This is a genomic window from Desulfobacter sp., from assembly GCA_028768525.1.
Lineage (GTDB): Bacteria > Desulfobacterota > Desulfobacteria > Desulfobacterales > Desulfobacteraceae > Desulfobacter.
The window spans coordinates 4,879,669-4,904,089 of record CP054837.1 but is presented as its reverse complement, the minus strand read 5'-3'; the positions used below and the strand labels follow the sequence as shown (position 1 = coordinate 4,904,089).

Genomic DNA, 24,421 nt, shown 5'->3' with positions numbered 1-24,421 from the left:
AAAAAAATAAACGGATTAGGACAAAAGGGAACTGTTCTTTTTCTTCCGGGTGCTCAGCCCCAGAATCAGCCCCACGATGAACACCCCGGCCCCGGAAAGAAACCAGAGTTTTTCCTCATCGTTAAGGCTTTGCTGCAGGTCCTGGATCTGGGTTTTCTGGGCTTCCGATGTTTTAAGCAGTTCTTTATGCTCGGCATCCAGTTTCAGATAATCCGCAGAAGCCTTCTGAAGTGCCCTGTATTTTTTTTCGATGCCAGTGAGGGTCTGATTTTTTGTTTCCAGATCCCGGCCCGTTTCACGGGCCTCTTCAAGGGCGGTCTCAAGGCGCTGGTTCTCCGCTTTCAGTTGTTTGACCACAAGGGCCCTGGGCACCTCTTCGGTGAGGAACCGGGTGAGCACCCATCCGGTTTTGCCGTCATCGGTCACCACCTGTGACCAGTCCTTCTGGTATTCAATGATCTCAAGCTTGGTCCCTGACAGCAGCATGGCCACAATTTTATTGCTCGTGCCCGGGCCTGTGCGCATGGTGATTTTGGTCACCCCCCGGACATAAATGGTTTTCGCCTGCAGCGGCATTGCCAGTCCCAATACAATCAACCCGATCAGAATCAAATATTTCAGTCTCATCCTAATTTCCCGATTAACTTCCCTTTATTCATCTTTAAAATTACTATCCATTATCACCGGAGAGGTCCAATATCAAGATGAAACAGGCAAAAGCGTCCGTAAAAAAAACACTTCCAAACAATAGAAATCCGAGATATAGACTATTAAACGGCGTTTCGTATTTCTGAAGTTTATCCCGACAACCTGAAGAAAAGGAGGCCCCATGAATCAATCGGATCAAGTGAATCAACCCCAAACCGCCTGGGAAACCGACCAATGGCCGGACGGTGTATCCCCCACCATGACTGAGGATTACAATTTCCCCATCTTTAAACTGCTGGACGATTCGGCAACGGATTACCCGGACAAGGTGTTCACCGTATTTAACGGGGCCTCCAAAACCTATGCCCAGGTAAAGGACACCGCCGACCGCATTGCCTACTTCCTCTCCCAAAGGGGGATTGCCAAAGGGGACAAGGTGGCCATTTTTCTGCCCAACCTGCCCCATTTCCCGGAAATTCTTTTCGGCATCCTCAAGGCCGGGGCCGTGGCCGTGAACTGCAACCCCATTTACACACCCACCGAACTCAACCACCAATTGAAGGACTCCCAGTCAAAAATCGTTTTCTGCATGGACCACCCTCAATTTTATCCCAACACGGTCAAGGCCATCGAGGGGACAGGGGTGAAAGAGGTGGTGATCTGCAATATCAAAAGCTACCTGCCAAAATTCAAAGCCTTTCTCGGCGGGATTCTGGGCAAAATCCCCAAGGCCGCCGCCCACCAGCCCGGCCATATCATGTACGATGATATGGTGGCCGGATCACGGCCGGAACCGCCACAGGTGGAGATCAACCCCGTGGAGGATACCGCCATCATGCTCTACACCGGGGGCACCACCGGGGTTCCCAAGGGGGCCGAACTCACCCACACCAATTTCAGCTACGATGTCACAGCCCTGCTGGAGTATCTCAGGGCACGCCACGGCGAAGGCAAGCCACTGGAAAAAGCATATAAAGGCGGATTCCACACATTTCTGGGGGTTCTGCCCTGGTACCACAGTTTCGGTATTACCACGGCCCTGCTTTCGGCGGTGGGCACGGGCAGCCGCCTGGTGTGCGTCCCCGATCCCAGGGCCGGCAATCCTCCGTTTACAGAAGTACTCAAGGCCGTCCAGAACTACAAGCCCACCCTGATGCCGGCGGTGCCCACCATTTTCGTGGCCTTTACCAACCATCCCCTGGTGGATGATTACGATTTATCTTCCCTGATGGCCTGTTTTTCAGGGGGCGCCCCCCTGCCGCCGGAAGTCTGCCGGCAGTTTGAAGAAAAAACAGGAGCGGTTATTTTCGAGGGCTACGGCCTGACGGAAACCTCCCCGGTGGTCACGGCCAATCCCACCAATAAAGAACAACGGAAAATCGGGTCCATCGGTTTCCCCATTCCCGGCACCCATGTAAAAATACTGGACATTGAAGACCCGACAAAAGAACTGCCCCGGGGAGAGGACGGGGAAGTGGCGGCCTGCGGTCCCCAGATCATGAAAGGCTACTGGCAGCGGCCCGATGCCAATGAAGAGGTTTTCGTCACCCATGACGGAAAACGTTACTTTTTAACCGGCGACATCGGCCACATTGACGAAGATGGATACATCCTCATCACGGACCGGAAAAAGGATATGATCATCGTGGGCGGGTTTAATGTTTATCCCAGGGACGTTGAAGATATCCTCTACACCCACCCCAAGGTGGAACTCTGCGCCGTTGTGGGCGTTCCCCATCCCAAAAGCGGCGAAACCGTCAAGGCCTTCATCAAACTCAAAGAGGGTGAAACCGCCACGGAAGAAGAAATTTCAGCTTTTTGTAAAGAAAACATGGCCGGGTACAAACGCCCCAGAACCATTGAGTTCAGGGAGGAAATCCCGGTATCCAACATCGGCAAGGTACTTCGCCGGGTACTCCGGGACGAAGAAACCGCAAATTAGACACCCGATTTTCGTCAACGCCGCCCTGCCCGCTCCGGGCAGGGCGGCTCCCCATTGTTAATCCCGATACATTTCCGCAATTTGCATTGATTTTTTTTATCCTCTACTTTAAAAATATAGATAAGATTCTGTATTATTAAACCATAATTTTTTTCTTTTACCCCGATGCATCCTGATGGGTATCTCTAATAATCAGGATTTTGGTTTGAGTTCAAGGCGCAAAAAGAATTTTAACCGGAGGAATATATTGAATATTTCGAGGGTTGAAATTTTCCTGCAACGAAGAAATCGAAACAAAAGACGATTATTAGAGGTGGCCCTGATGTAATCGCAACGGAGAATATCGGTTCCACCACTAACCCAAAGGAGGACCTATGGCTGAAGAAGTTGATGCTGGGTGCACCCGGCCCACAGGCGGCCCTGTGGAAGAAAAAAGCCAAGAAGAAACACCTCAAATCGACCGTCAGGAAAAGGAGAAAACATCCATGATCAGAGTCGGAAAAAAAGCACCGGATTTCACGGCAGCCGGATATCAGAAAGGAAATTTTATCAATGTGACTCTTTCAGACTACCTGGGGAAATGGGTACTGCTCTGCTTTTATCCCGGCGATTTCACCTTTGTCTGAGCCACTGAAATTTCAGCAGTTGCTGAAAAAAACCCTGAGTTCGAAAAATTAGGCGTCCAATTGCTTTCCATGAGCATTGATTCCATGTTCGTCCATAAGATGTGGGACGACAAAGAGCTGTCCAAGATGGTGGACGGCGGCGTCCCCTTCCCCATGCTCTCCGATGCCGGCGGCCGCATCGGTGAAATATACGGGGTTTACGACGAGGACGCCGGCGTGGAGACCCGGGGGCGTTTTATTATCGACCCCGACGGTATCGTCCAGGGCTATGAGGTCCTGACCCCGCCCGTGGGCCGGAATGTCAATGAAACCCTGCGCCAGGTCCAGGCCTTCCAGCTGGTCCGTGAGTCAAAGGGGGCACAGGCCACACCATCAGGCTGGAAACCGGGCAAAAAGACATTAAAACCCGGCCCCGATCTGGTGGGCAATGTCTGGAAAGAATGGACCGTTGACATGGCTTTTGACTGATAGATATCAATAACACCGCCTTGCTGAAACGGAACCGGGAATTCCCGGTTCCGTTTTTTGCCAGAATAACAAAAAACGTCTATTGATTTTATCCGGCCATAAGTTTAATATTGCCGATTTTATAAATCGTACAGCGTTTTGACTGTTGTAACTATTTAATTATCGGAGGATAAAATGAAACTGGGATTACGAGGAAAACTGCTGCTCTCCGTTTGCAGCCTGCTTTTCATCTCCCTGGCGATCTCCATTTCTGTGATCACCATCAATACCTTTAAGGCAACCAAGGCACAGGCCCTGGAAAAAACCTTTATCATGACGGAAAAATTCAGGAACCAGATCCAGATTCAAATGGATACGGCCCTGGATACGGCCCGCAATACCGCCCTGGCCCTGGCCGGCTTCAAACACCACGGCAATATGCCCGGAAGAGCGGAACTCAACCAGATGCTGAAAAACGTTCTTGAGGGCAACCCCGAACTCATGGGGCTGTGGACGGTCTGGGAACCCAATGCCCTGGACGGCAGGGACGAGGAATTCAAAGGCACCCAGGCCCACGACGACACCGGCCGTTACATTGCCTATTGGAACCGGGTGGGCGGACTTCACATCGAAGCCTGTGTGGAATATGAAGACGGCACCACCACCGGCTACTACACCTACCCCAGGGCCACTGGAAAAGAACTGGTCACCGAGCCCACCACCTACGAAATCGGCGGTAAGCCGGTCACTGTGGTCTCCGCCTGTGCTCCCGTCATGGTCAACGGAAAATTTCTGGGGCTTGTCGGCGCCGATTTTTCCATGGAAAAAATGCAGGAACTGATTTCCGAAATCAAGGCCTATGAGACCGGTTACGGAGCGTTGATCACGGATACCGGGAAATTTGCCGCCCATCCCAATAAAGATGTAACGGGGAAAAATATAAAAGATTATCTCTCCCCGGCCACCGTCTCCGCCCTGTCAAGGGGAGAGGAAATTACGGAAACCTTTACCAGCAAGGTCAGCCACCAAAAGCTTCAGACCATATTTCTGCCCATCGAACTGGGCAGGACCGGGAAATCCTGGCATATGTCCGTGGGCGTCCCCATAGACGAGGTCATGGCCCAGGCCCGCTCCCTTCGGAATATCTCCATCATCATCGGCCTGATTACCATGGTTGTGCTTTTCGGGGCCATTTATTACATTGCCGGCGCCGTTATCGTCCGGCCGGTGAACCAGGTGGTGGACGGTCTCAACGACATTGCCCAGGGCGAAGGGGATACCACCAAACGCCTGGAGGCCCAATCAAAGGATGAAATCGGGGACCTGGCAAGGGCATTCAACCTTTTCATGGATAAACTCCAATCCCTGCTCACCACCATCTCAGGCAATGCACAGGATGTAGACCAGTCCTCCAACGACCTGGCCGGGCTGGCCCAGGGGCTGGCAAGCGGCGCCGGGGACACCTCGGAAAAATCCCAGTCCGTTGCCGCGGCCACCGAGCAGATGAACACCAATATCACCTCTGTGGCGGCAGCCATGGAGGAAGCATCGGCCAACATCACCATGGTGGCGTCGGCCACAGAGGAGATGACCTCCACCATCAATGAAATCGCCGGGAACTCGGAACGGGCGAGATCCATTGCCGGGGATGCCGTATCCAAGACCCAGACCGCGTCCAGCCGTATGACCGAACTGGGCCAGGCCGCCCAGGAAATCGGCAAGGTCACGGACACCATCAATGATATTTCAGAGCAGACCAATTTGCTGGCCCTGAACGCCACCATTGAAGCGGCACGGGCCGGGGAAGCGGGCAAGGGCTTTGCCGTTGTTGCCTCTGAAATCAAGGATCTGGCCCGCCAGACCGCAGAAGCCACCAATGACATCAAGGCTAAAATCGACGGGATTCAGACCTCTGCCAAAGGGTCGGTATCTGAAATCACCGAGGTTGCCCGGGTCATTGAAGATGTCAACGACATTGTGACCACCATCGCCTCGGCCGTGGAAGAGCAGTCCATTGCCACCCAGGAAATCTCCGGCAATATCGGCAACGCCTCCACCGGCGTGGCCGAAGTCGGGGAAAACATGGCCCAGATTTCATCGGCCTCCACTGAAATCGCCGCTGACATCGCCCAGGTCAATACCCTGGCAGGGAGAATTTCCACGGACAGCACCAAGGTCAACGACAATGCCGGCGGCCTCTCAAAGCTTTCCGGCAGGCTGAAGGAGCTTCTCTCAACCTTTAAAATCTAATCCCCGCCCTATCAACACCGGGCCGCGGCAACTGCATTGGCGGCCCGGTGTTTTTTCTCCCCTTGACAAACAATTGATCAACTGTAGAATACGGCTGGGAAACCGGCCTGACGGCCAATATTATGTTCTGTTTTATGTTCCGGGAGGAATAAATGCTTCGAAAATCATCAATTCTGATAGTCTCACTCTTTTTCATCTTTAATCACGCCCCCTTATTCGCGGGCATTCGCTGCGGCAATGACATTATTTCGACGGGCAACACAAAATCCGTGGTTGCGGCCAAAATTCAATCCTGCGGCCAGATTCTGGATAAAGACGCCTATTTAAAGACAGTTGAAGACGCAGAGGACAACACAATCAAAACAGAAAAAAAAATTGATCTCTGGTCCGTCCGCATCAAAGAAAGGGGCAACAATTATTGCTACCCGCTGACCTTTGAAGATGGTGTTCTGACGGATATAGGCGCCTGGAGCAGGTGCAACTAAATCCCTCTGCCAGCAGCCATTTCACCGGAAAGGGGATGGGCCCGGCAATGCCCCGTGACGGGGGACTACCCATCCCGGGTTAACATGCGGACCGCCATACCGGCAAGGGCCAGGCCGAATGAGCCGGGCACCCAGGCAACGGTGCCGATGGGCGGCCGGGGTCGGCCGTGGCCGTCCAGGGCGTCCACAGCATCTTCTTCATTATAAGGCTGCTTGTTCAGGGGAGGTTCAATGGAATATACGCAGGGAACCCCGCTTTCCACCCCCCGGCGGCGCAGGCGGCGGCGGACCATTCTGGCCAAGGGGCAGATGGAGGTTTCAAAAAGGTCACCGGTGCGGATCATGGTAATGTCTGTACGGCCGGCAGCCCCCATGGAAGATACGATGCCCAGGCCCATTTCCCTGGCTCCCACAATGAGGTTGACCTTGGAATTAAGCCCGTCAATGGCGTCCACCACCAGGTCCAGGTCATCGCTCAGCAGCCCGGCCAGGCTGTCCGCATTAACAAAAGAGGAATGGATTTCAACACAGGATGCCGGATTGATGTCTTTTACCCGTTCCTTTGCAAGCAGGGCCTTTTCCTGGCCCACGGTTGAATTGAGGGCATAGAGCTGGCGGTTGATGTTGGTGGGATCCACCCGGTCGAAATCCACCAGGCGCATATACCCCACCCCCGACCGTGCCAGGGCCTCGACGGTAAAGGACCCGACCGCCCCCAGTCCGAATACGGCCACCCGTGCCCCTTTTATTTTTTTCAGGGCATCCCTGCCCAGCAATTGTTCTATCCGGGAAAACTGATCCACGACTTTCCATCCTCATTGCATAATGGGGTTAAACAGATTAAGGGCGTTACTATACCCCCAATCGGCCAGTTCTTCAAACCCCAATTTCCGCCTTTGGGCAGCTATTTCCACGATGCCGGGCAGATTGGCGGGCTGGTTCAGGTGGGCTGAGGGCTGTTCAACCCCTTCAAAGCTTGGATAGATATCCGGGGTGTCCGTTTCAAAGAGAATACGATCCAAGGAAACACCCTTGAGCGCCGCTATGGTCTTTTTTGCATTGGGCCGGGTCACGGCGCCGGAAAAAGAGATGTAAAGGTTGTATTTTTCCAGGACCCGTGCCAGCTCGCAGGAGCCGGAAAAGGAATGGATGAGGCCTCCGGCGCCAAAGGGGCCGTCCTTTTTAAGGATATGTATCAGGGGATCCCAGGCTTTCCGGATATGTATGTTGACGGGGCGGTTCAAGTCCCGTGCCAGGGCGAGATGGGCGTTGAAAACCGCCAGTTGCAAATCCCTATCCGCCCCCCGGCCCATGAAATCCAGGCCGGTCTCCCCAACTGCCGAAGGCATGGCCTCAAGGCGGGTGCCCAGGTTCTGGGCCCACCCCTTGGAGAGTGTGTCCAGAAACCAGGGGTGGACACCGAAACAAGGAAGCACAGATTCATTTTCCCTGGCCAGCCTGGCGGTCTCCTCAAAATTCTCCTCCATGGTGGCACAGGTGGCCATCAGTCCAACGCCGGCCGCCTTTGCCCGGTTGATAATCCCGGAGACATCCGCCCTGATCCTGGGATCGTGGAGATGGGTATGTACATCCATGAATCTCATATTCCGTCCAATACCCTGCGGACGGCCTGTGCCAGCTCCGACCCGATGACCGGTTTCATGAGGTAGGCTTTCACGCCCATCTTTTCTGCGGCATCCCGGCTCAGTTTTTCACTGAACCCGGTACAGATGATCACCGGCATTCCCGTACGGATCTCCATGACGGACCGTGCCAGCCGCCCCCCGGTCAATCCCGGCATGGTCATGTCCGTGATCAGCAGGTCATAGCCCTGGGGATCTTTTTCAAAAGCGGCCAGGGCGGCCCTGCTGTCCGTTTCCGCCGCTACCCGGTACCCCAGCCGCTCCAGGACCTGGGCCTCGAGGGCGGCGATGGAAGGTTCGTCGTCAACCAGCAGAATCCGTTCCATTCCCCCTCCGGGCCGGGGGCCTGTTTGCCGTCCCTCCCGGATGCCGTTTTCACCGGCCAGGGGAAGATAAACCGTAAATTCAGAGCCCTTTTCCACTTGGCTGCGGACCTTTATATCACCGTTCAGATCCCTGACGATACCGTAGACCACTGAAAGGCCAAGCCCGGTGCCCCGTCCCCTTTCCCTGGTGGAAAAATAGGGGTCAAATATCTTGTCCATCATATCCGGGGGGATGCCCCTGCCGTTGTCTGATACCCTGAAGGCCACAACCTCCCCCTGGATCCTCCCCGTTTCCGGAACCAGCCCGGGGGCCGGCCGGCCCAGTGCCACCTTGATAAGCCCCCCGTCCTTGTCAATGGCATGAATGGCGTTGGTCACCAGGTTCATGGCCACCTGGTGCAGGCGTGAGGGGTCGGAAGCCACCCTGAAGGCACCGGAAGAGATATCTTCCCGCAGATCAATATCGGCCGGGAGGGTGGACCGGACAAGGGAAAGCACCTCTTCCAGCACAAGCCTGAAATCAATCACTTTCACCCGAAAGTCGTCCTGGCGGCTGAAGGAGAGGATCCGCCGGACAAGATCCCGGGCCCGCATGCCTGCGGACAGGATCTCCCTGGCGGATTCACGTTCCTGACTGCCGGCCGGCAGATCGTCCATGAGCATTTCCGCGCGCCCCACAATGGGGAAAAGCAGATTATTAAAATCATGGGCAATGCCCCCGGCCAGGCTGCCTATGGATTCCATTTTCCTGGACTGGCGGATCCGGGCCTCCATTTCCCTGATCTCGGCCTCTGCTGTCTTTCTGGCCGTGATATCCCTGGCTATCCCCATGACAAAAGGGCCGCCCGGGATATCAAGCATATTAATGGTAATCTCCACAGGAAAAACAGAACCGTCCTTGCGGACATGTTCAGATTCAAGAATAACCATCTTCCCCAATTCGATTCCGGAGACAAATTCCCTGAGCCTATCCGGGTGATTGTGGTTGAAATCCACCTGTGTGACATTCATGGCCAGCAGTTCACTTTCACTATAGCCTGTGGCCCTGCAGGCCTGTTCATTAACCTGAATCAGCCGCCCGTCCATGCGGCTGACAAAGATGGCATCCGCCGCCTTTTGAAACAGGGGGATCATGCGGGCGTCACTCTCCTTGAGCCGTTTGGCCATGCGCTGCCGGTCACTAACATCATGGATAATGGAAAACAGGACCCGGCGCCCGTCCACTTCGATGGGGCCGCTGTGGACCTCCACATCCCGGACACTGCCGTTTTTCAACCGGTGCCTGAAAGAAAAAAAGTTCCGTTCCTGGGCCTTTGCCTCGTACATGGTCCGGCGTATTTCCTCCCTGTCCAGGGTGTTGATGCGATTGATATTCATCTTCCGCAGTTCTTCACGGGTCCAGCCGTAAAATTGGGCGGCAGCAGGATTGGCATCAATGATATCGCCGCTTCCCCATTCAATGATCAGCATCACCGAATGGGGATTTTCAAAAATATTCCTGAACCGCCGTTGGCTGCTTTTTAACCGGGCCTCGGTATTTTTCTGTTTAGTAATAATAGACCTCAGGCGGCTGTTGACCCTGGCCATGGTTATGAACCGCCAGGCCGTCATGGCAAGAATCATCAGCAGGGCGGACCCGCCGATTGTTCCCAGGACCCGGGGGGTGGTCCAGAAGGGATTGACCGCACCGAACCAGCGGTCGTTGAACCGGGTGAACAATGAGACGGGCTGTTCTCGCAACTGCCTGACATGGCGGTCTATCTTATCCAGCAGCCCGGGATCCCCCCCGTTCCTGGGTGCTGCGAAATAGGCGGAAAAGGGATCAAAGACAATGCCGGTTTTATGAAATTGGGTTTTACCTTCAATCTGGGTAAAGGTATAGGAATTGTTGGCAGCCACCGCATCAAGGCTGTTTTTTTTCAGTGCCGTGAACGCTTCCTCATAATTGTCGAATTCCACAAATACCACCGGGATTTTAAACTTTTCGGTCAAGTCCTTCAGCCCGGCTGTTATCCTGTTTTTCCTCCGTCCCCCCACGATTTTTCCCTTGAGGTCGAAAATGGTATTGATCCCTTGGTCATTGGCATATACCGTCCCCCAGAATGTCCAGACGGGTTCCCTGGAATAAATAAACGATTTCATTCGCCCGGGCCCGTGGCCCAGGGAGGGCATCAGATCCAGCTCTCCTGACTTGAGCATGGCCAGGCATTGCTTGAACTCGCAGGTAACATAGGTAATGTCCAGCCCCTCCTTTTGGGCCGCATAATCCATGACCTCCACAAAGAGCCCTTTAGGTGACGTATCGTAATAGACAATGGGTTTATTCTGGAACACCCCGACCTTCAAAGGGGAAAATTTGGCCCAAAGCGCCCCGGGGGATGACACCCAGAAAAAAACCGGCAGCAATAGCGTCAGCAGCGAAATCCTGGGTTGATTGGGCATTCTGATATCCTTAAAAGAGCGTCGATGTTAAGAAATTGTAATCACAATGGACACCAGGATACATGAAAACAAAGCCCAATGCAAAGGCAATCAGGCCCCACCCGAATGATAAATCAGAAGAGAGGAGAAACCGGCGGGCCCGGTTTTCTTATTGCTGTCTTTTTGAATAATCCGGCAACACGGGGAGGGGCGTTTTCCGAGCCCGCGCTATTTGGGAAGAAGGCTGTGGCAGATACCGGCCAGCAGGCTGACCATGGGGGTGATGCTCTCCAATTCCACATACTCGTCTTCCCTATGGGAGTTGGCCCCCACCAGCCCCATGCCGTCCACGGTAGGGGTGCCTCCGGCTGCGGTGAAATTGCCGTCGGAACAGCCGCCCGTTGAAATGCCGCCGGGGGTAATTCCGAGTTTCTCAGCACATGCCCGGATTTCATCAAAAAGCGCATCGGCACCTGGGCCGGTCTCCATGGGGGGGCGGTCAATGCCGCCGGAGATCTCTATAATGGCACCGGGAAGGTGGGGGGTTGCACTCAATTCCTTAAAAAAGTTTTCAACCGTCTCGCGCGCTTCAATTTTTGATATCCGGACATCCACCGACGCCCGGGCCTCATCCGGGATGATATTAACCTTATCTCCTCCCCGGACGACGGTCACCTGGGCGGATGTCCCTTTTACCGGGTCGTTCAGGGTATTGATCCGTGTGATCTGATGGGCCAGTTCCACCACGGCATTGACCCCCTTTTCCGGATCGGCGCCGGCATGGGCGGAACAGCCCCTGGCCGTCACATGGAACCATCCCCCTCCCTTGCGGCGGCGGACCATGTTGTATCCGGGGCGGCAGGGCTCAAAAACCATGACCCGGCGGCTTTGGGCCGCATTGGCCTCAATCCAGGGCCGGGAGTTGTCTGAACCGGTTTCCTCGTCACCGTTAAAGGCCACGCAGACCGAAAGTTTGTCCAGCAGCCCCTGGTGGTGGAGGGCTTCCATGGCATGGAGGACCACCAGCAGCCCGCCTTTCATATCGCAGACCCCCGGGCCGTACCCCCGCTTCCCGTCCTGGGTAAAGGGCCGGATGGCAGCCTCCCCTTCCGGGAATACCGTATCCATATGGCCCAGGCACATGAGATCGTAGGGGGTTTTGCCAGGAAGGGACTCGGCCTTGAAGCAGGGGACTTTTCCCTCCCCTTCAAAACTGATTTCACAGGCCATGCCCAGTTTGGAAAACCGGGCTTCAAAAAACCGGGCCACCTGGGCAATGCCCTCGGAATTTCCGGAACTGGAGTCCTGGTTTACAATGGTTTTCAGGTCATTAACAAAGGTGTCGCAACGGGAAGCAATATAATCTTTCATAACAAATTTCTTATTTAGTTTTGCCGGGCCAGTTTGGGATTCATTTCATCCCTGAGCCAGTCTGAAAAAAGGTTGATAGCCACCACCAGAAGTATCAGGGTCATTCCGGGAAACAGAACCATCCACCACATGCCCGCATAAATATAGTTCTTTCCGATGGAGATCATCATGCCCAGGGAGGGTTGGGTGATGGGCACCCCCACCCCCAGAAAGCTTAAGGTGGATTCCAGCATGATCACCACGGCCAGATCCACGGCCATGAGCACAAACACCGGGGGAAGCACATTGGGCAGAATGTGGCGGAAAAGGATTCTGAAATCCCCTGCCCCCGAGGCGCCTGCCGCCGTGACATAGGCATTTTCCTTGACCTCCAGCACCGAGCCCCGGATGGTCCGGGCGTATTTCACCCATCCGGCAATGCAGATGGCAAATACCACGGTCCAGATATTCCGGCTCTCAAACACCCCCAGCAGCAGGATGGCCAGCAGGGTGGTGGAAAATGAAAAAACCGTATCCGCGCACCGCATGATAAAGGCGTCCAGCACCCCGCCGTAGTATCCGCCCACCATGCCCAGAACAATCCCTGAAATGGAGGAGACGATGACCACGGTAAACCCGACCATAAGGGAGGTGCGCAGTCCGTAGAGGATGGTGGAAAGGATGCCGCGGCCCTGGTCATCGGTGCCCAGGGGAAAGGAGATGCTCCCCCCTTCCATCCAGCCCGGGGGCAGTAAAAAATTGCCAAGGTCAATGGACGTCAGGTCATAGGGGTCCATGGGAGACAGCCAGGGGGCAAAAACGGCACAAAAGGCGAATACCAGGATCAGGGCCGCCCCGAAGAGGGCCGACGGATCCCTTAAAAAGGAATAGATAAATGGATTTTCTTCTAATTGTTTCAGCATTGCCGGCTCTCCTTAATCATATTGAATCCTTGGGTTCAGCCACCCGTAGAGCAGGTCCACCAGGATATTGATGGAAAGAATGATAAAGGCGGCCAGCATGATATAGGTAACGATCACGGGGTGGTCGGTCTCGAAGATGGAAACCAGAAGCAGACTGCCCATGCCCGGCCACTGGAAAATGGATTCCGTGACAATGGAAAAGGCGATGAGTTCCCCGAAGGAGAGGCCGGCAATGGTCACCACGGGAATGAGCACGTTGCGCAGGGCATGCTTGACAATCACCTTAAAGGGGGACAGCCCCTTGGCCCAGGCGGTCTTGATGTATTCTTCGCTGAGGACCTCCCTCATACCGGCCCGGGTCAGTCTCAGCAGCACGGCAAGCTGGTATCCCGAGAGGGTCAGGGCCGGCATGATCAAATGTTTGATCCCGTCCCAGGTGAGGAACCCGGTGCGCCACGGCCCGATCTGCACCGTATCCCCCCGGCCGAAGGGGGGCAGCCATTCCAGATAGACCGCAAAGACCATCACCCAGATGATTCCCATCAAAAAGGTGGGCACGGAAATCCCGCCCAAGGAACCTGCCATGATAAACCGGGAGAGGGCCGAGCCCGGACGCAGTGATACCACCACCCCCAGGGCCACGCCGATGACAAAGGAAAGGGTAATGGCCGACAGGGCCAGTTCAAAGGTGGCGGGAAACCGCTCCAGGATGGTGTCCATGGCATCCACCTGGGAGACATAGGATTTGCCGAAATTCCCCTTAAGGGCATTGCCCAGGAAATTGGCGTACTGGACATAAAAGGGCTTGTCCAGGCCGTAGGCGACCCTGACCTGTTCCCGTTCCTGCTGGGTGGCGTATTTGCCTGCCAGCATAAGCACCGGGTCTCCGGTGAACCTGAAGATGAGAAAGCAGATAAAGGAGACCGCCAGCAGGACCACAACGCCCTGCACCAATCTTTGAAATATATATCTGGCCATGGGTTCATTGGAGGGGCCCCGGCGGTTGCCGGGGGCCCCTCCTATCTGTCCTTAATTATTTTTTAATTTCTTTTACCACAATCCACCGGTCCGGCCGGGGGGTGAACTTCACGCCCGAGGCCTTAAGGGTGGCGTATACATCCTGCTGGTAGTGCAGGGGGATCCAGGCCACATCCTCGACGGATTTTTTATTGACGGCCTGAAGTGCCTTTTCCCGTTCGGCCCGGTCCAGGATGCCGGCGGAAGAGATGATTCCCTGGTCCAGGGCGGCATCGGAGTACATGGCCCCGTTATAGGTGCCCATGCCCTTGTCTGCATCCACGGTATGGAGCAGCATCTGGGCGGAACGGCCGAAGTCGTAGGACCCGTCAAACCAGCCGATGAGATAAAAGCTGTGCTTGTTGGAAGCCAGTTCGTCAAAGAATATGGATTTGGGTTTTACATCCAGGGTGACCTTGAGACCGACCTTGGCCAGATACTTGGCAACGGCTTCGCAGATCTGCTTGTCGTTGATGTACCGGTCATTGGGGCCGGCGATGGTGATCTCAAACCCGTCGGGGTATCCGGCTTCGGCCAGCAGTTTTTTGGCCCCGGCAGGATCGTAGGGCAGACGGGTAAGGGAGGCGTCGTAGCCGATGGTGGCCACGTCGGGCACCTGGGCGGCCGGGGTGGCCTGGCCCCTCATGATGGTTTTGATGATTTCATCCTCATTGATGGCCATGGCAATGGCCTTGCGGACCCGGATGTCGGCATAGGGGGTGTTTTCCTTATTGCCCAAGTCCATGTAGATGCACCGGCGGGAAGGCCGGGAGACCAGGTCGATGGTGGGGGTCTTTTTGATCCGGTCGATCATGGGTACGGGCACCCCGGAGAGGATGTCGGCCTGGCGGGCGGCAATGGCGGCAAACCGGGTGGCGTCCTCGGTAATGGGTTTGATTTCAACGGTTTTGAAATAGGGGGCGCCTTCCCAGTAGTCGGCATTGGCCTCCATGCGGATATAGGAACCTTTCACCCATTCAACGAACTTGTAGGCGCCGGTGCCGATGGCCCGGGTATTGTAGTCGCCGGAGTCCCTTTTTTCCGAACTTTCCTTGTCCACGATAAAATTCTGGTGCATGGTTTCCGCAAACCAGGGGACGGGCTTGTTGGTCTTGAAAATGACGGTGTAGTCGTCGGGGGTCTCAATGGATGCAATTGAGTTGGCAATGTTCAGAAACTTGGAGAACTTTGGGTCCTTCATCCGTTCAAAGGTAAACTTGACGTCGGCGGCGTTGAAGTCGTTTCCGTTGTGGAACTTGACCCCTTTTCTCAGTTTAAACTTCCAGGTCAGGGCGTCCAGCCGGGCCCATTCCGTTGCCAGGGCCGGGGCCAGCTTGCCCGCCGGGGCCGGGCGCTGGAGCAGGCCGTCAAAAAAGTTGGACATATAGGACAGGTTGGCGTCCGAGTTGTAGCTGTGGGGGTTCATGCTCTTGGGCGGGTAATCCACCGCCACGGTGAGGTCGGCACGGGCCAGGGCGTAGGCCGGCAGGGCCAGGACGATGGCCAGCATGATACTGATCAGGGTGCTCCGTTTCATTTTCTCCTCCTTGAATTTTAAGGGGGCCTCTGCCAATGGTCTTTTGGCCCCCTTTTGTATAGTTGTAAATAGGGACATCAGGCATCCCCGTATAAATGACAGGCAGCGCGGTGGCCGGGCCCGAAGGCCTTCATTTCCGGCTCACGTTGTTCACAGATTTCCATGCAGTCGGGACAGCGGGTGTGAAACCGGCACCCCGAAGGCGGGTTGATGGGGCTGGGCACATCCCCCTGAAGGATGATCCTTTCCTTTTTCCGGAAAGGGTCGGGCACGGGGATGGCCGAGAGCAGGGTCCTGGTGTAGGGATGTTTGGGGTCGCTGTACAATGAGGCGAAATCCGCAGATTCCACGATCTTCCCCAGGTACATGACGATGATCCGGTCGCAGAGGTATTCCACCACGGCCAGGTCGTGGGAAATGATGACCAGGGAAAGGTCAAACTTTTTTTTCAGCCGCTTGAGCAGGTTGATGATCTGGGCCTGGATGGAAACGTCCAGGGCGGACACCGGCTCGTCGCCGATGATCAGGCTGGGATCCAGGGCCAGGGCACGGGCAATGCCGATGCGCTGGCGCTGGCCCCCTGAAAACTCATGGGGGTAGCGGTTGCCCTGCTCCGGGGACATGCCCACGGTTTCAAGCAGAAAGGCCAGGCGGTCCGCCCGTTTGCGGCCTGTATACAGGCCGTGGACATCCATGGGGTCGGACAGGATCTGGTTCACGGTCATCCTTGGGTTGAGGCAGGAATAAGGGTCCTGGAAGATGAGCTGCATCTCTTTTCTCAGGGCACGCAATTCCCCACGGCCCATTTCGCCCATATTCCGTCCCTGCCAGAAGACGTTTCCCCCGGTGGGCGGGGTCAGGTGCATGGCCGCCATGCCGGCGGTGGTTTTCCCACAGCCGGATTCCCCCACTATGCCTAAGGTTTCTCCCGTTGCCAGTTCAAAGCTGACCCCGTCCACGGCATGGACATGGCCCACGGTCCGGGCCAATAGCCCCTTTTTAATGGGGAAATGGACTTTCAGGTCCTCAACCTTGAGCAGGGGGGCTGTACTTCCTGTTATCGCGGCCTCAGTCATAGGACGTCCTCCTTTTTAGGGGAGGAGTGAAGCCAGCAGCGGACGTTATGCCCGTCCTCTGCATTGCCCTGCTCCGGCGCCTCAAGCTCCGGTTCCGCCGTCTCACAGATATCCGAGGCATGGGGGCAGCGGTTGGAAAATTTGCACCCTTTAGGCAAATCAAATAGGCTGGGGATCATGCCTTTGATTTCGTTCAATTGGGTATGGGTGCCGGCGGTCCGCCGTCCCAGCACGGGAATGGAATCGAGCAGCCCCAGGGTATAGGGATGGAGCGGGGTCTTAAATAAATCTTTTGTATCCCCGGCTTCCACCACACGGCCGGCATACATGACCACCACCCGGTCGGCCATTTCCGCGATCACGCCCAGATCGTGGGTAATCATCTGTATGGCGGTATCGTTTTCCTCCCTCAGTTCCATCATGAGATCCAGGATCTGGGCCTGGACGGTCACGTCCAGGGCGGTGGTGGGTTCATCGGCAATGAGGACCTCTGGATTGCAGGACAGGGCCATGGCGATCATGGCCCGCTGGCGCATGCCCCCTGATAGCTGGTGGGGATAATCGTGTACACGCTTGTGGGGAGAGGGGATCTGCACCTTTTCCAGCATATCTGCAGCCGCGGCCATGGCCTGTTTTTTCCCGTATCCCTTGTGCAGGACGAACATCTCAGAAATCTGGTCGCCGATGGTGTAGACAGGATTCAGGGAGGTCATGGGCTCCTGGAAAATCATGGAAATCCGGTTGCCCCGGATATGGCGCATTTCATCCCGGGACATGGGAACCAGGTCCTTAGGTGCCATATCTCTTCCATGGAAAACGATCTTTCCCCCCACGATCTTTCCGGGAGGGTCCGGCACCAGATGCATAATGGACTGTGCGGTGACGCTTTTCCCGCATCCGGATTCACCCACCACCCCCAGGACCTGGCCGGCCTCAAGATCGTAGGACACTCCGTTTACCGCCTTGGCAGTCCCCTTTCTGGAAAAAAACCAGGTATTCAAATCCTGAACGGAAAGAAGAGATGACACATTCACTCCCATACTCATGGTTTGGTTAACATCATTGGATATTCATGGACTACCATTGGGTTAACACAACTCTAACATCAATGGCAATTAATTTTTTACATGCGGTTTAAAATAATATTAAACCATCATATAAATTTTCCTAATGAAAGACCAGATCAGGCACATCCATCAGCGGCGAAAGGGCCCTGTCAAATAATTCTCCGACCCCGTGCAGTTCGAACTGGGACCGGATATAACCGGCAAATCCCTCAGGGGTGCTGACGGCCTGGGATTCGTCCATGCCGGCACGGCATTTCTCGACTTCTTTAAAAAAAAGGTCGGTAATTGAAGGGGCATTTGACAGAAAGCCTTCAAGATTCAGCTCCTCCCATTCCTTATGGTAGTAATGGCGGCGGCCTGAAGTAAAGGAAACCTTGGGCTGGCTGCTGTCTGCGTTCTGAATCTGGTACTGAAAATGGGTACACCGCCGCACCACCCGGTGAAGATGGTGATCCGGAAATTTCAAGGTGGCGGAAACGGCATTGGCAAAATACCGGGCATAGAGTCCCACCCGCCCCATATCCTCGGCCTGGGCCCGGGCCCCGATATTCCGGTCCAGGCTATCTTCAAGGCACCCCTTGCACATATAACTCTCATACCGGTATCCCTTGGCGCAGTTTTCAAGGAACAGGCGCTTTCGTTCCGCCACCACATCATGGGTGAAGGCCTTGAAGAACCGGGCCGCCTCGTCGTCGTGTTCCTGGGCGAATTCCTTTTTCAGATAGAGTTCCATGGGAATAAAAATGCCCGAGGGCCGGTTCTTGACGATGATCTTGGTACCGCCGATGTTTTCCAGGGCCGCCATGAGCAATTCAAAATAAATGTAATCGTAATGGGGGAAAATCCGTCCCTCGAATTTACGGCGCAGGTTATTCTTCAGAATGCCCGGGATATCGTGTTCGTTCAGTGGCATATAATCGTATTCAGCCAGTATTTTATTGATATCGAAGATCTTGTAGTTCATGGCCAGAAGTACCGAAGCGATCTTGTCCTTGCCCGGGTGGTTGATTTGTTTGCGGATCAGCTTGTTCAGATAGGTATTGGAAATCCCCGATATTTTGGAAATTTGATTGACGTTCATTTCACTGGATTCGATGATCTGTACAAGGGTGTCCGGGAATTTACGCATTGAGCCGACCTTTGGTTGAATATTTTTTTTAAATCAAAGTTTAAACTTAATCTAAATAAAATTCAACAAAAGGTTCAAAATCTAATCTCCATCCTGCCATGCCGGACAATTCAATACCCAATCTTGACAATCAATAGATTATAACATAGAAATCACCAATGATTCCCAACAAATGTCTTCAATACAGATGATGCACCCGCGGCCGGTTTTCGTGCGGCCCGATTAGAAAACCGGACTAGAGGAAAGGAGAGGAATGGACAGCACGCAGAACGGCAGGGAAAGGCGAAAGCTTCCAAGGGCAGTTTTTTCAGCAGAGGAAAATCTGACCGCCGTTGCCAGTCTGGCGGATGATGATGGCCGGCAAAAAAAATTCAAGGTGATGAATATCAGCCGGGGCGGCCTGGGCCTGGCCATAAACCGAGACGCCATTTATGGAATAGCTGCCGGCGGTAAACTGATTCTGGACCAGATTACCATCGGCATTGCCGGAAAAATAGCGCCCTGCGCCCTGCCCCTGGAGGTGGCCTGGGTGATGGACCATGAATTCCTTGAAAATGTGGGAATGGGCTGCAAGTTTATTGACACCCGCCAGGGCGCCATCGACGATCTCGTCGCCTTTATCAATCAGATCTTTCCAGGCAGGATTAAGTAACAGGCTGCGACCGGCCCCCCGTTGAAGGCGACACCTTTCTGGCCGATACCAGTATCCGGGTGCTCTTTTCCAGCACCGGCGGGGTTGACCTGGCTTCTTTGATCAGCGGCATGGCATGGGCTTGCCCCATTTCATCTATGAGCGCATCACTGTATTGGAGAATTCTTTTATATACCGACAGCTGCCGCTCCTTCCACCCCTTGGTTTCTTCGTATATTTCAATTTCGAATCCGGCATCTTCAAGGTCGGTGACATGGGTTTCAGGCAGAAATGGAATATTTCCGTCCCAGTTGGTAAAAACGAATTTGGCCCCAGGTTTCAGGATGCGGTTCAATTCCCTGAGGGCACGGCCCCTATCCGGTGCCAGCCACAGTGCATCCACGCAGATTGCCCCGTCGCAGCTTGAGGCCGGCAGGCCTGTATGGTAAAAACTGCCGCAGTTGAAAACGGCCCTGGATGCCAGGCCGAAACTCTGAATCCGTTTCCTGGCGGCGTCAACCGCTTCTTCCGAAACATCCACACCGGTCAGGCAGGTGCCTGTTTTACGTGCAATCCACATTCCCGGCCCTCCCCGGCCGCAGGCGATATCCGCCAGACAGGCCCCCGGTTTAAGCGCCAAAAGCCCGGCCATCCGCTTCAAATCGCTCAAGGTCACAAAGCTCATCGGTGCCGCATCTTCAGGCACCTCTTCCCCAAACACATCTTTGATGATTCTTTCAAGCAGGCGGCTATTGTTCTGCCCCCGGTAGATACAATCGTAGGCGGTCCTGTATTGCCATTTGCCATATGACATAAAACAGATCAAAGACATCATCATATTTTTCAATCCCTGGTGCATCGCGGCTCCTTTCATCATTTTGCATTCCTTTAAGGATTGCTCATCAATCATACAGCCCCATCCTAGAGCAATAGATGCCCCTTGTCTTTTCAAAACCTGCGAATCAATTGTCCATTCCTGCTATTTTGCCTTTACCGGGATACAGATATCCACATCAAACACCCTTTGGCCCTCCACCAGTTTTTCGCCCCGGTACCGCTCCAGCATCTCCCGGTTGTCCAGTTCATAGCCGCTCGAAGCAAGCCAGGATTCGAACATCCATTTCCATTCGTTTACAAACTGGCCTGCTTTCAATTGCAGCCGGCATATCCCGTACAGGCCTCCGGAAAGGGTAAACAGGCCAACGGCGTCTGAACGGAGAATGCTTCCGGGCACCGGGATGGCGGCCATGACCCGGAGCTTTCCGCCGGGTGTGATTTCGGGATTATCATGAAAAATATTAAAACGTTGCGGTGCCTCAGTTAAGAAGCCTTTGGGCAGGGCCCAGTGAAAGAGGCGTCTGTAAAGGCCGTCAAACAGTTCCTCATCTTCCTGGTACGGTCCGACATATCTAAGATAGGCGACTTTCAGGGATGGAATCTGCTCAAGGCATACCCTGCGCATCCCATCCTCAAGAGGGAAATTCCACACCGGGGCCCCCCGTGAAAAGTGGATCTGGCAGGATGGATCGTTTTTTTCCAGCCCTTCAGGGAACTGCTTGCTGCAGCGGTCCCGCCACTGGCCGGCGCTGACCTTAAAATGGGACTTAAAGCTTTTGGCAAAGGCGGCTGAAGAGCCAAACCCACACATGAACGCGACATCAGTCACTGACAGTCCCGGTCTTGCGGCCAGCAGTTCAGCGGCTTTCTCCAGCCTCAACCTGCGGATGAACCGGTAGACAGACTCCCCCATAAAGGCCTTGAAAATGCGGCTGAAATGGAACTCTGAAAAACAGGCAATCCGAGAGAGATCCTTTACGGTCAGCTTTGAATCCAGGTTGGCCTGGATGTGATCGACCACCCTGTCAATTTTGTTTTTATGTGCGGCATCCACCATAGAGGGGCACATTAGCATGAAATATCATCGGGGTGAAGGTGCGAAACGTGGTTTACCCCCTCTAGCAGACAGGGGGCTGATTCAAAAAATATTTCACCCGAAACACTTACTTTTTTTCCTTGCTTTTTTTCATGTCCGCATACCAGTCCAGGTCCCCGTATAATTTATCGGAGCACTCAGGGCACATCCCATGGCTGAAAGAGGCATCGGAATGTTTTTCAATATACGCTTCCAGCTGGTTCCAATAGCCTTTGTCATCACGTATTTTTTTGCAATAGGAACAGATGGGTATTAAGCCTTGAAGCTTTTGGATATTTTCAAGTGCATTTTGTAATTCTCCAATCAACTGCTCTCTTTTTTCTTCATCCTTTTTTCGCTCTGTGATATCCCTTACAACTGCTACAATAAGCGGGTTGTCCTTCTCATGGAATATGATTGAATTGATTTCCACCGGGAAGGTCTCACCGGATTTTTTAATGTGGGTGGTTTCAAAAACCAGGCGGCCGGCCCGGAGCAATTTGTTTCGATGCTCGGTTTTTCCATGGGCACTGATATCCGATTCCAATGTGATACTTTTTGCGGAAAGGCCTGAAAATTCTTCACGCGTATAGCCGTAACGCTCACATGCAATATCGTTCACCTCACTGAACCGGGCAAAGCCTTCTTCCACGAAAGGGTGAACAAATATGGCATCATCTATCGAATTGAAAAACTTTGAAATCCGTTCCTTCTGGGCGATTAACTCGTCTCTGACTTTTTTAACGTCCGTAATATCAATTAAAAAACCGACCACTTTCTCAACCTGCCCATCTTTCCAGACAGGTTTTGCAGCGGTCCTGATATGAATCCGTTCACCGGAAGACTGGGTAAATGGGAATTCAAGGTCATAGGCAATGCCACGCCGTGCACACCTCTCAAATGCCCCCATAATGACAGGCCGGTCTTCAGGCGCATAGCATTTAAGGCTGGCGCTAATATGGTCGGCGGAACCGGGTTCGAATTTGGAGGGATCAAATGCATGCAGGTGATAAAGCGCCTGGGTCCAGTACATCTTCTGTTGCCTGACATCCCATTCCCAGCCGCCGGTTTTGGACAACTCCTGTGCATCCGAAAGCAGGGCTTCACTCCTCTTTAGCCGTTCATCTGTCCGTTTGTGGTCGGTTATGTCCGTAACGATGTGAACGGCTTTGACAAAATTCCCATCTCCGTCAAGAATCGGATCCACCACCACTTCAAACCAGCGATTTCCAATGAAAAGTTCCATGGACTCCCGGCTCAGGCTCTTCCGAACCCTCAGCACCGGGCATTGGGGGATAGGGGCATCGGTCCCATGAACAATCTCCCAGCATCGCTTGCCGATTATCTCATCATTTTTCCTATTGAATAGCTTTTCTGTTGTTTTATTGGACCGCAAGATAAAATGATCTTTATCAATTATCCAGACCGCCGCATTCATGGCGTCGAATGTCAGCTGCCATTCGCCTTTGCTTTCAGAAGGGTCAATTGGATTGGAATTCAACAGGGACAGTCTTCGCGCCAGCGAGATAATTTTATGACTCAAAAAGGCAATCCACGATGTCAGCCGGTGTCTAACCATCACGCCACCCCAAAATAAGTCTTAGCTTTCTGGGCTCCTAAATATGTTATTGCGTTGTAAAAAGCAACAAAGGGCCAGGTATCATAACCCGCCAATATCTAAGAGCAAAGTAATTTTCATATAATATCACACTTCTTTAATTCCGCCAAAATTCTGCCCGGATAAAAACAAAAAAACCAGGCAATAAGCATGTGGAAATTTTGCATTATCCCATTTTTTATTGTATCGTGTTATGAATCACTCCCAATGGCAGACACCCAATAAGCAGGAGGCGGTAGGGGATGAATTTACGGATATCCTCAGCGACGATGATCTTGGTTTTACTTGCAGCCTCAATCCCGGCTTTTGCCGGAACGGCAAGGGTTGGCGCCATTTTTTCAAAAACCGGCAAATCGGTACTGGACAATGCCTCGACATTAAACGGCATCCGGCTCGCCATTGACGAGTTAAATCAGAACGGCGGGGTTTTAGGCCGGCAGATTGAATTAATTGAATTTGACAACCAGAGCACAGCCCTGGGATCAAAACGGGCTGCCCGGGAAGCCGTCAAGGCGGGGGTGGTAGCCGTGTTCGGCGCCATATACAGCACCCACTCCCTGGCCATGGCACCGGTTCTCCAGGCGGCGGCAATTCCCATGATTTCGCCCTATTCCACCCATACCGACCTGACCCGCGTCGGAGACTATATTTTCCGCGTCTGCTACACAGACCCCTTCCAGGGAAAAATAATGGCCAACTTCGCTTTCCAGGATATGAAAACAAGAACCGCCGGCATCCTTGTCAATGCCAACCGCAAGTACAGCGAAAGCCTGGCAAAATTCTTTGACCAATCCTACACCCAGCTGGGGGGGAAAATAGTATTCACCGGAAATTATCTGGGTACCACAGTGGATTTCACCCCTCTGCTGGAAAAAATCAAACAATTTATGCCGGAGGTCATCTTCATGCCCGGCTCCTCAAAGGAGGCCGGCCTGCTCATCAGCCAGGCACGGGCCCAGGGGATTCAAATCCCATTTCTCGGCGGTGACGGGTGGAACGATTCAATATATGAAATCATGGGAGATGTCATTGAAGGGAACTATTATTCAAACCACTGGCACCCTGAAAAACAAGGGGAAAAAAGCCGGAAACTGGTCATAAAATACCAGGCAGAATTTGGAAAAATTGATCCGGGGGTCGCCCTGGCCAATGACTGCGTCTATCTTTTTGCCGATGCCGTGCGCAGGGCAGGCAGTTTTGACCCCAAACGCATACGCGACGCCATAGCGGAAACCCGGGATTTCCAAGGGGTCACCGGGGTCATCAGTTTTGATAAAAACGGGGACCCCATAAAACCTGCCGTCATACTGAAATTTGAAAAAGGCACCTCAGTCTATGTTAAAACGGTACGGCCCTGACCATTAACGGGCACA

The 24,421-nt window shown here is 53.7% G+C and carries 20 protein-coding genes; 6 read left to right on the top strand and 14 right to left on the bottom strand.

Going from position 1 to position 24,421, the window contains the following annotated elements:
• Positions 1 to 15: 15 nt before the first annotated feature.
• A complete protein-coding gene (locus HUN04_21595; protein ID WDP92171.1) occupies positions 16 to 627 on the bottom strand; it encodes a TIGR04211 family SH3 domain-containing protein in 612 nt (203 codons plus the stop codon).
• A 202-nt stretch (positions 628 to 829) separates the two neighbouring features.
• On the opposite strand from HUN04_21595, the gene HUN04_21590 reads away from it, so the two are divergent.
• From HUN04_21590 to HUN04_21575, 4 genes are all read left to right on the top strand, one after another.
• Positions 830 to 2,590: a long-chain fatty acid--CoA ligase gene (locus HUN04_21590; GenBank protein WDP92170.1), complete on the top strand. Its 1,761-nt coding sequence runs from the start codon at positions 830 to 832 to the stop codon at positions 2,588 to 2,590.
• A 374-nt stretch (positions 2,591 to 2,964) separates the two neighbouring features.
• Positions 2,965 to 3,684 carry a peroxiredoxin gene (locus tag HUN04_21585; GenBank protein ID WDP92169.1) on the top strand — a complete coding sequence of 240 codons (720 nt, stop codon included), beginning with the start codon at positions 2,965 to 2,967 and terminating at the stop codon, positions 3,682 to 3,684.
• 174 nt (positions 3,685 to 3,858) lie between these two features.
• Positions 3,859 to 5,913 (top strand): HAMP domain-containing protein, encoded by a 2,055-nt coding sequence (locus HUN04_21580; protein WDP92168.1) that lies wholly within the window; start codon positions 3,859 to 3,861, stop codon positions 5,911 to 5,913.
• Between the two features lie 152 nt (positions 5,914 to 6,065).
• Positions 6,066 to 6,398: a DUF2845 domain-containing protein gene (locus HUN04_21575; GenBank protein WDP92167.1), complete on the top strand. Its 333-nt coding sequence runs from the start codon at positions 6,066 to 6,068 to the stop codon at positions 6,396 to 6,398.
• Between the two features lie 65 nt (positions 6,399 to 6,463).
• On the opposite strand, the gene HUN04_21570 is transcribed toward HUN04_21575, so the two are convergent.
• From HUN04_21570 to HUN04_21525, 10 genes are all read right to left on the bottom strand, one after another.
• Entirely contained in the window at positions 6,464 to 7,201 is a 738-nt protein-coding gene (locus HUN04_21570; GenBank protein WDP92166.1) for a tRNA threonylcarbamoyladenosine dehydratase, read from the bottom strand.
• A gap of 12 nt (positions 7,202 to 7,213) precedes the next feature.
• Positions 7,214 to 8,002: a TatD family hydrolase gene (locus HUN04_21565; GenBank protein WDP92165.1), complete on the bottom strand. Its 789-nt coding sequence runs from the start codon at positions 8,000 to 8,002 to the stop codon at positions 7,214 to 7,216.
• Entirely contained in the window at positions 7,999 to 10,809 is a 2,811-nt protein-coding gene (locus tag HUN04_21560) for a PAS domain S-box protein (GenBank protein WDP92164.1), read from the bottom strand. Before HUN04_21560 ends, HUN04_21565 begins: the two co-directional genes overlap by 4 nt.
• A 207-nt stretch (positions 10,810 to 11,016) precedes the next feature.
• Positions 11,017 to 12,159, bottom strand: a complete 1,143-nt coding sequence (locus HUN04_21555; GenBank protein WDP92163.1) for a M20 family metallopeptidase — start codon at positions 12,157 to 12,159, stop codon at positions 11,017 to 11,019.
• 14 nt (positions 12,160 to 12,173) lie between these two features.
• Positions 12,174 to 13,061 (bottom strand): ABC transporter permease, encoded by an 888-nt coding sequence (locus tag HUN04_21550; GenBank protein WDP92162.1) that lies wholly within the window; start codon positions 13,059 to 13,061, stop codon positions 12,174 to 12,176.
• Between the two features lie 12 nt (positions 13,062 to 13,073).
• A complete protein-coding gene (locus tag HUN04_21545; protein WDP92161.1) occupies positions 13,074 to 14,039 on the bottom strand; it encodes an ABC transporter permease in 966 nt (321 codons plus the stop codon).
• 55 nt (positions 14,040 to 14,094) lie between these two features.
• A complete protein-coding gene (locus HUN04_21540) occupies positions 14,095 to 15,615 on the bottom strand; it encodes an ABC transporter substrate-binding protein (protein WDP92160.1) in 1,521 nt (506 codons plus the stop codon).
• A gap of 77 nt (positions 15,616 to 15,692) precedes the next feature.
• A complete protein-coding gene (locus tag HUN04_21535) occupies positions 15,693 to 16,691 on the bottom strand; it encodes an ATP-binding cassette domain-containing protein (GenBank protein ID WDP92159.1) in 999 nt (332 codons plus the stop codon).
• On the bottom strand, positions 16,688 to 17,737 hold the full coding sequence (locus tag HUN04_21530; protein ID WDP92158.1) for an ABC transporter ATP-binding protein: 1,050 nt from the start codon (positions 17,735 to 17,737) through the stop codon (positions 16,688 to 16,690). Before HUN04_21530 ends, HUN04_21535 begins: the two co-directional genes overlap by 4 nt.
• Before the next feature lie 121 nt (positions 17,738 to 17,858).
• Positions 17,859 to 18,887, bottom strand: coding sequence for a hypothetical protein (locus HUN04_21525; GenBank protein WDP92157.1), 1,029 nt, complete (start codon positions 18,885 to 18,887; stop codon positions 17,859 to 17,861).
• 253 nt (positions 18,888 to 19,140) lie between these two features.
• Between HUN04_21525 and HUN04_21520 the strand changes: the two genes are divergently transcribed.
• Complete coding sequence (locus HUN04_21520; protein ID WDP92156.1) at positions 19,141 to 19,539, top strand: PilZ domain-containing protein; 399 nt, start codon at positions 19,141 to 19,143, stop codon at positions 19,537 to 19,539.
• Here the strand turns inward: HUN04_21520 and HUN04_21515 are convergent.
• From HUN04_21515 to HUN04_21505, 3 genes are all read right to left on the bottom strand, one after another.
• Entirely contained in the window at positions 19,532 to 20,395 is an 864-nt protein-coding gene (locus tag HUN04_21515) for a methyltransferase domain-containing protein (GenBank protein ID WDP92155.1), read from the bottom strand. The two genes, HUN04_21520 and HUN04_21515, sit on opposite strands and share 8 nt — an antisense overlap.
• Before the next feature lie 102 nt (positions 20,396 to 20,497).
• Positions 20,498 to 21,424, bottom strand: coding sequence for an AraC family transcriptional regulator (locus HUN04_21510; GenBank protein ID WDP92154.1), 927 nt, complete (start codon positions 21,422 to 21,424; stop codon positions 20,498 to 20,500).
• A gap of 94 nt (positions 21,425 to 21,518) precedes the next feature.
• Positions 21,519 to 22,973, bottom strand: coding sequence for a PAS domain S-box protein (locus HUN04_21505; GenBank protein ID WDP92153.1), 1,455 nt, complete (start codon positions 22,971 to 22,973; stop codon positions 21,519 to 21,521).
• A gap of 317 nt (positions 22,974 to 23,290) precedes the next feature.
• Here HUN04_21505 and HUN04_21500 point away from each other — a divergent pair, with 317 nt between their 5' ends.
• Positions 23,291 to 24,406 carry an ABC transporter substrate-binding protein gene (locus HUN04_21500; protein WDP92152.1) on the top strand — a complete coding sequence of 372 codons (1,116 nt, stop codon included), beginning with the start codon at positions 23,291 to 23,293 and terminating at the stop codon, positions 24,404 to 24,406.
• Positions 24,407 to 24,421: the final 15 nt, after the last annotated feature.

Excerpts from the sequence above, each read along its gene's own strand:
- HUN04_21595 (WDP92171.1), bottom strand. The coding sequence starts at position 627 with ATGAGACTGAAATATTTGATTCTGATCGGGTTGATTGTATTGGGACTG.
- HUN04_21590 (WDP92170.1), top strand. The coding sequence starts at position 830 with ATGAATCAATCGGATCAAGTGAATCAACCCCAAACCGCCTGGGAAACC.
- HUN04_21580 (WDP92168.1), top strand. The coding sequence starts at position 3,859 with ATGAAACTGGGATTACGAGGAAAACTGCTGCTCTCCGTTTGCAGCCTG.
- HUN04_21575 (WDP92167.1), top strand. The coding sequence starts at position 6,066 with ATGCTTCGAAAATCATCAATTCTGATAGTCTCACTCTTTTTCATCTTT.
- HUN04_21565 (WDP92165.1), bottom strand. The coding sequence starts at position 8,002 with ATGAGATTCATGGATGTACATACCCATCTCCACGATCCCAGGATCAGG.
- HUN04_21560 (WDP92164.1), bottom strand. The coding sequence starts at position 10,809 with ATGCCCAATCAACCCAGGATTTCGCTGCTGACGCTATTGCTGCCGGTT.
- HUN04_21555 (WDP92163.1), bottom strand. The coding sequence starts at position 12,159 with ATGAAAGATTATATTGCTTCCCGTTGCGACACCTTTGTTAATGACCTG.
- HUN04_21550 (WDP92162.1), bottom strand. The coding sequence starts at position 13,061 with ATGCTGAAACAATTAGAAGAAAATCCATTTATCTATTCCTTTTTAAGG.
- HUN04_21545 (WDP92161.1), bottom strand. The coding sequence starts at position 14,039 with ATGGCCAGATATATATTTCAAAGATTGGTGCAGGGCGTTGTGGTCCTG.
- HUN04_21540 (WDP92160.1), bottom strand. The coding sequence starts at position 15,615 with ATGAAACGGAGCACCCTGATCAGTATCATGCTGGCCATCGTCCTGGCC.
- HUN04_21535 (WDP92159.1), bottom strand. The coding sequence starts at position 16,691 with ATGACTGAGGCCGCGATAACAGGAAGTACAGCCCCCCTGCTCAAGGTT.
- HUN04_21530 (WDP92158.1), bottom strand. The coding sequence starts at position 17,737 with ATGAGTATGGGAGTGAATGTGTCATCTCTTCTTTCCGTTCAGGATTTG.
- HUN04_21525 (WDP92157.1), bottom strand. The coding sequence starts at position 18,887 with ATGCGTAAATTCCCGGACACCCTTGTACAGATCATCGAATCCAGTGAA.
- HUN04_21520 (WDP92156.1), top strand. The coding sequence starts at position 19,141 with ATGGACAGCACGCAGAACGGCAGGGAAAGGCGAAAGCTTCCAAGGGCA.
- HUN04_21515 (WDP92155.1), bottom strand. The coding sequence starts at position 20,395 with ATGATGAAAGGAGCCGCGATGCACCAGGGATTGAAAAATATGATGATG.
- HUN04_21510 (WDP92154.1), bottom strand. The coding sequence starts at position 21,424 with ATGTGCCCCTCTATGGTGGATGCCGCACATAAAAACAAAATTGACAGG.
- HUN04_21500 (WDP92152.1), top strand. The coding sequence starts at position 23,291 with ATGAATTTACGGATATCCTCAGCGACGATGATCTTGGTTTTACTTGCA.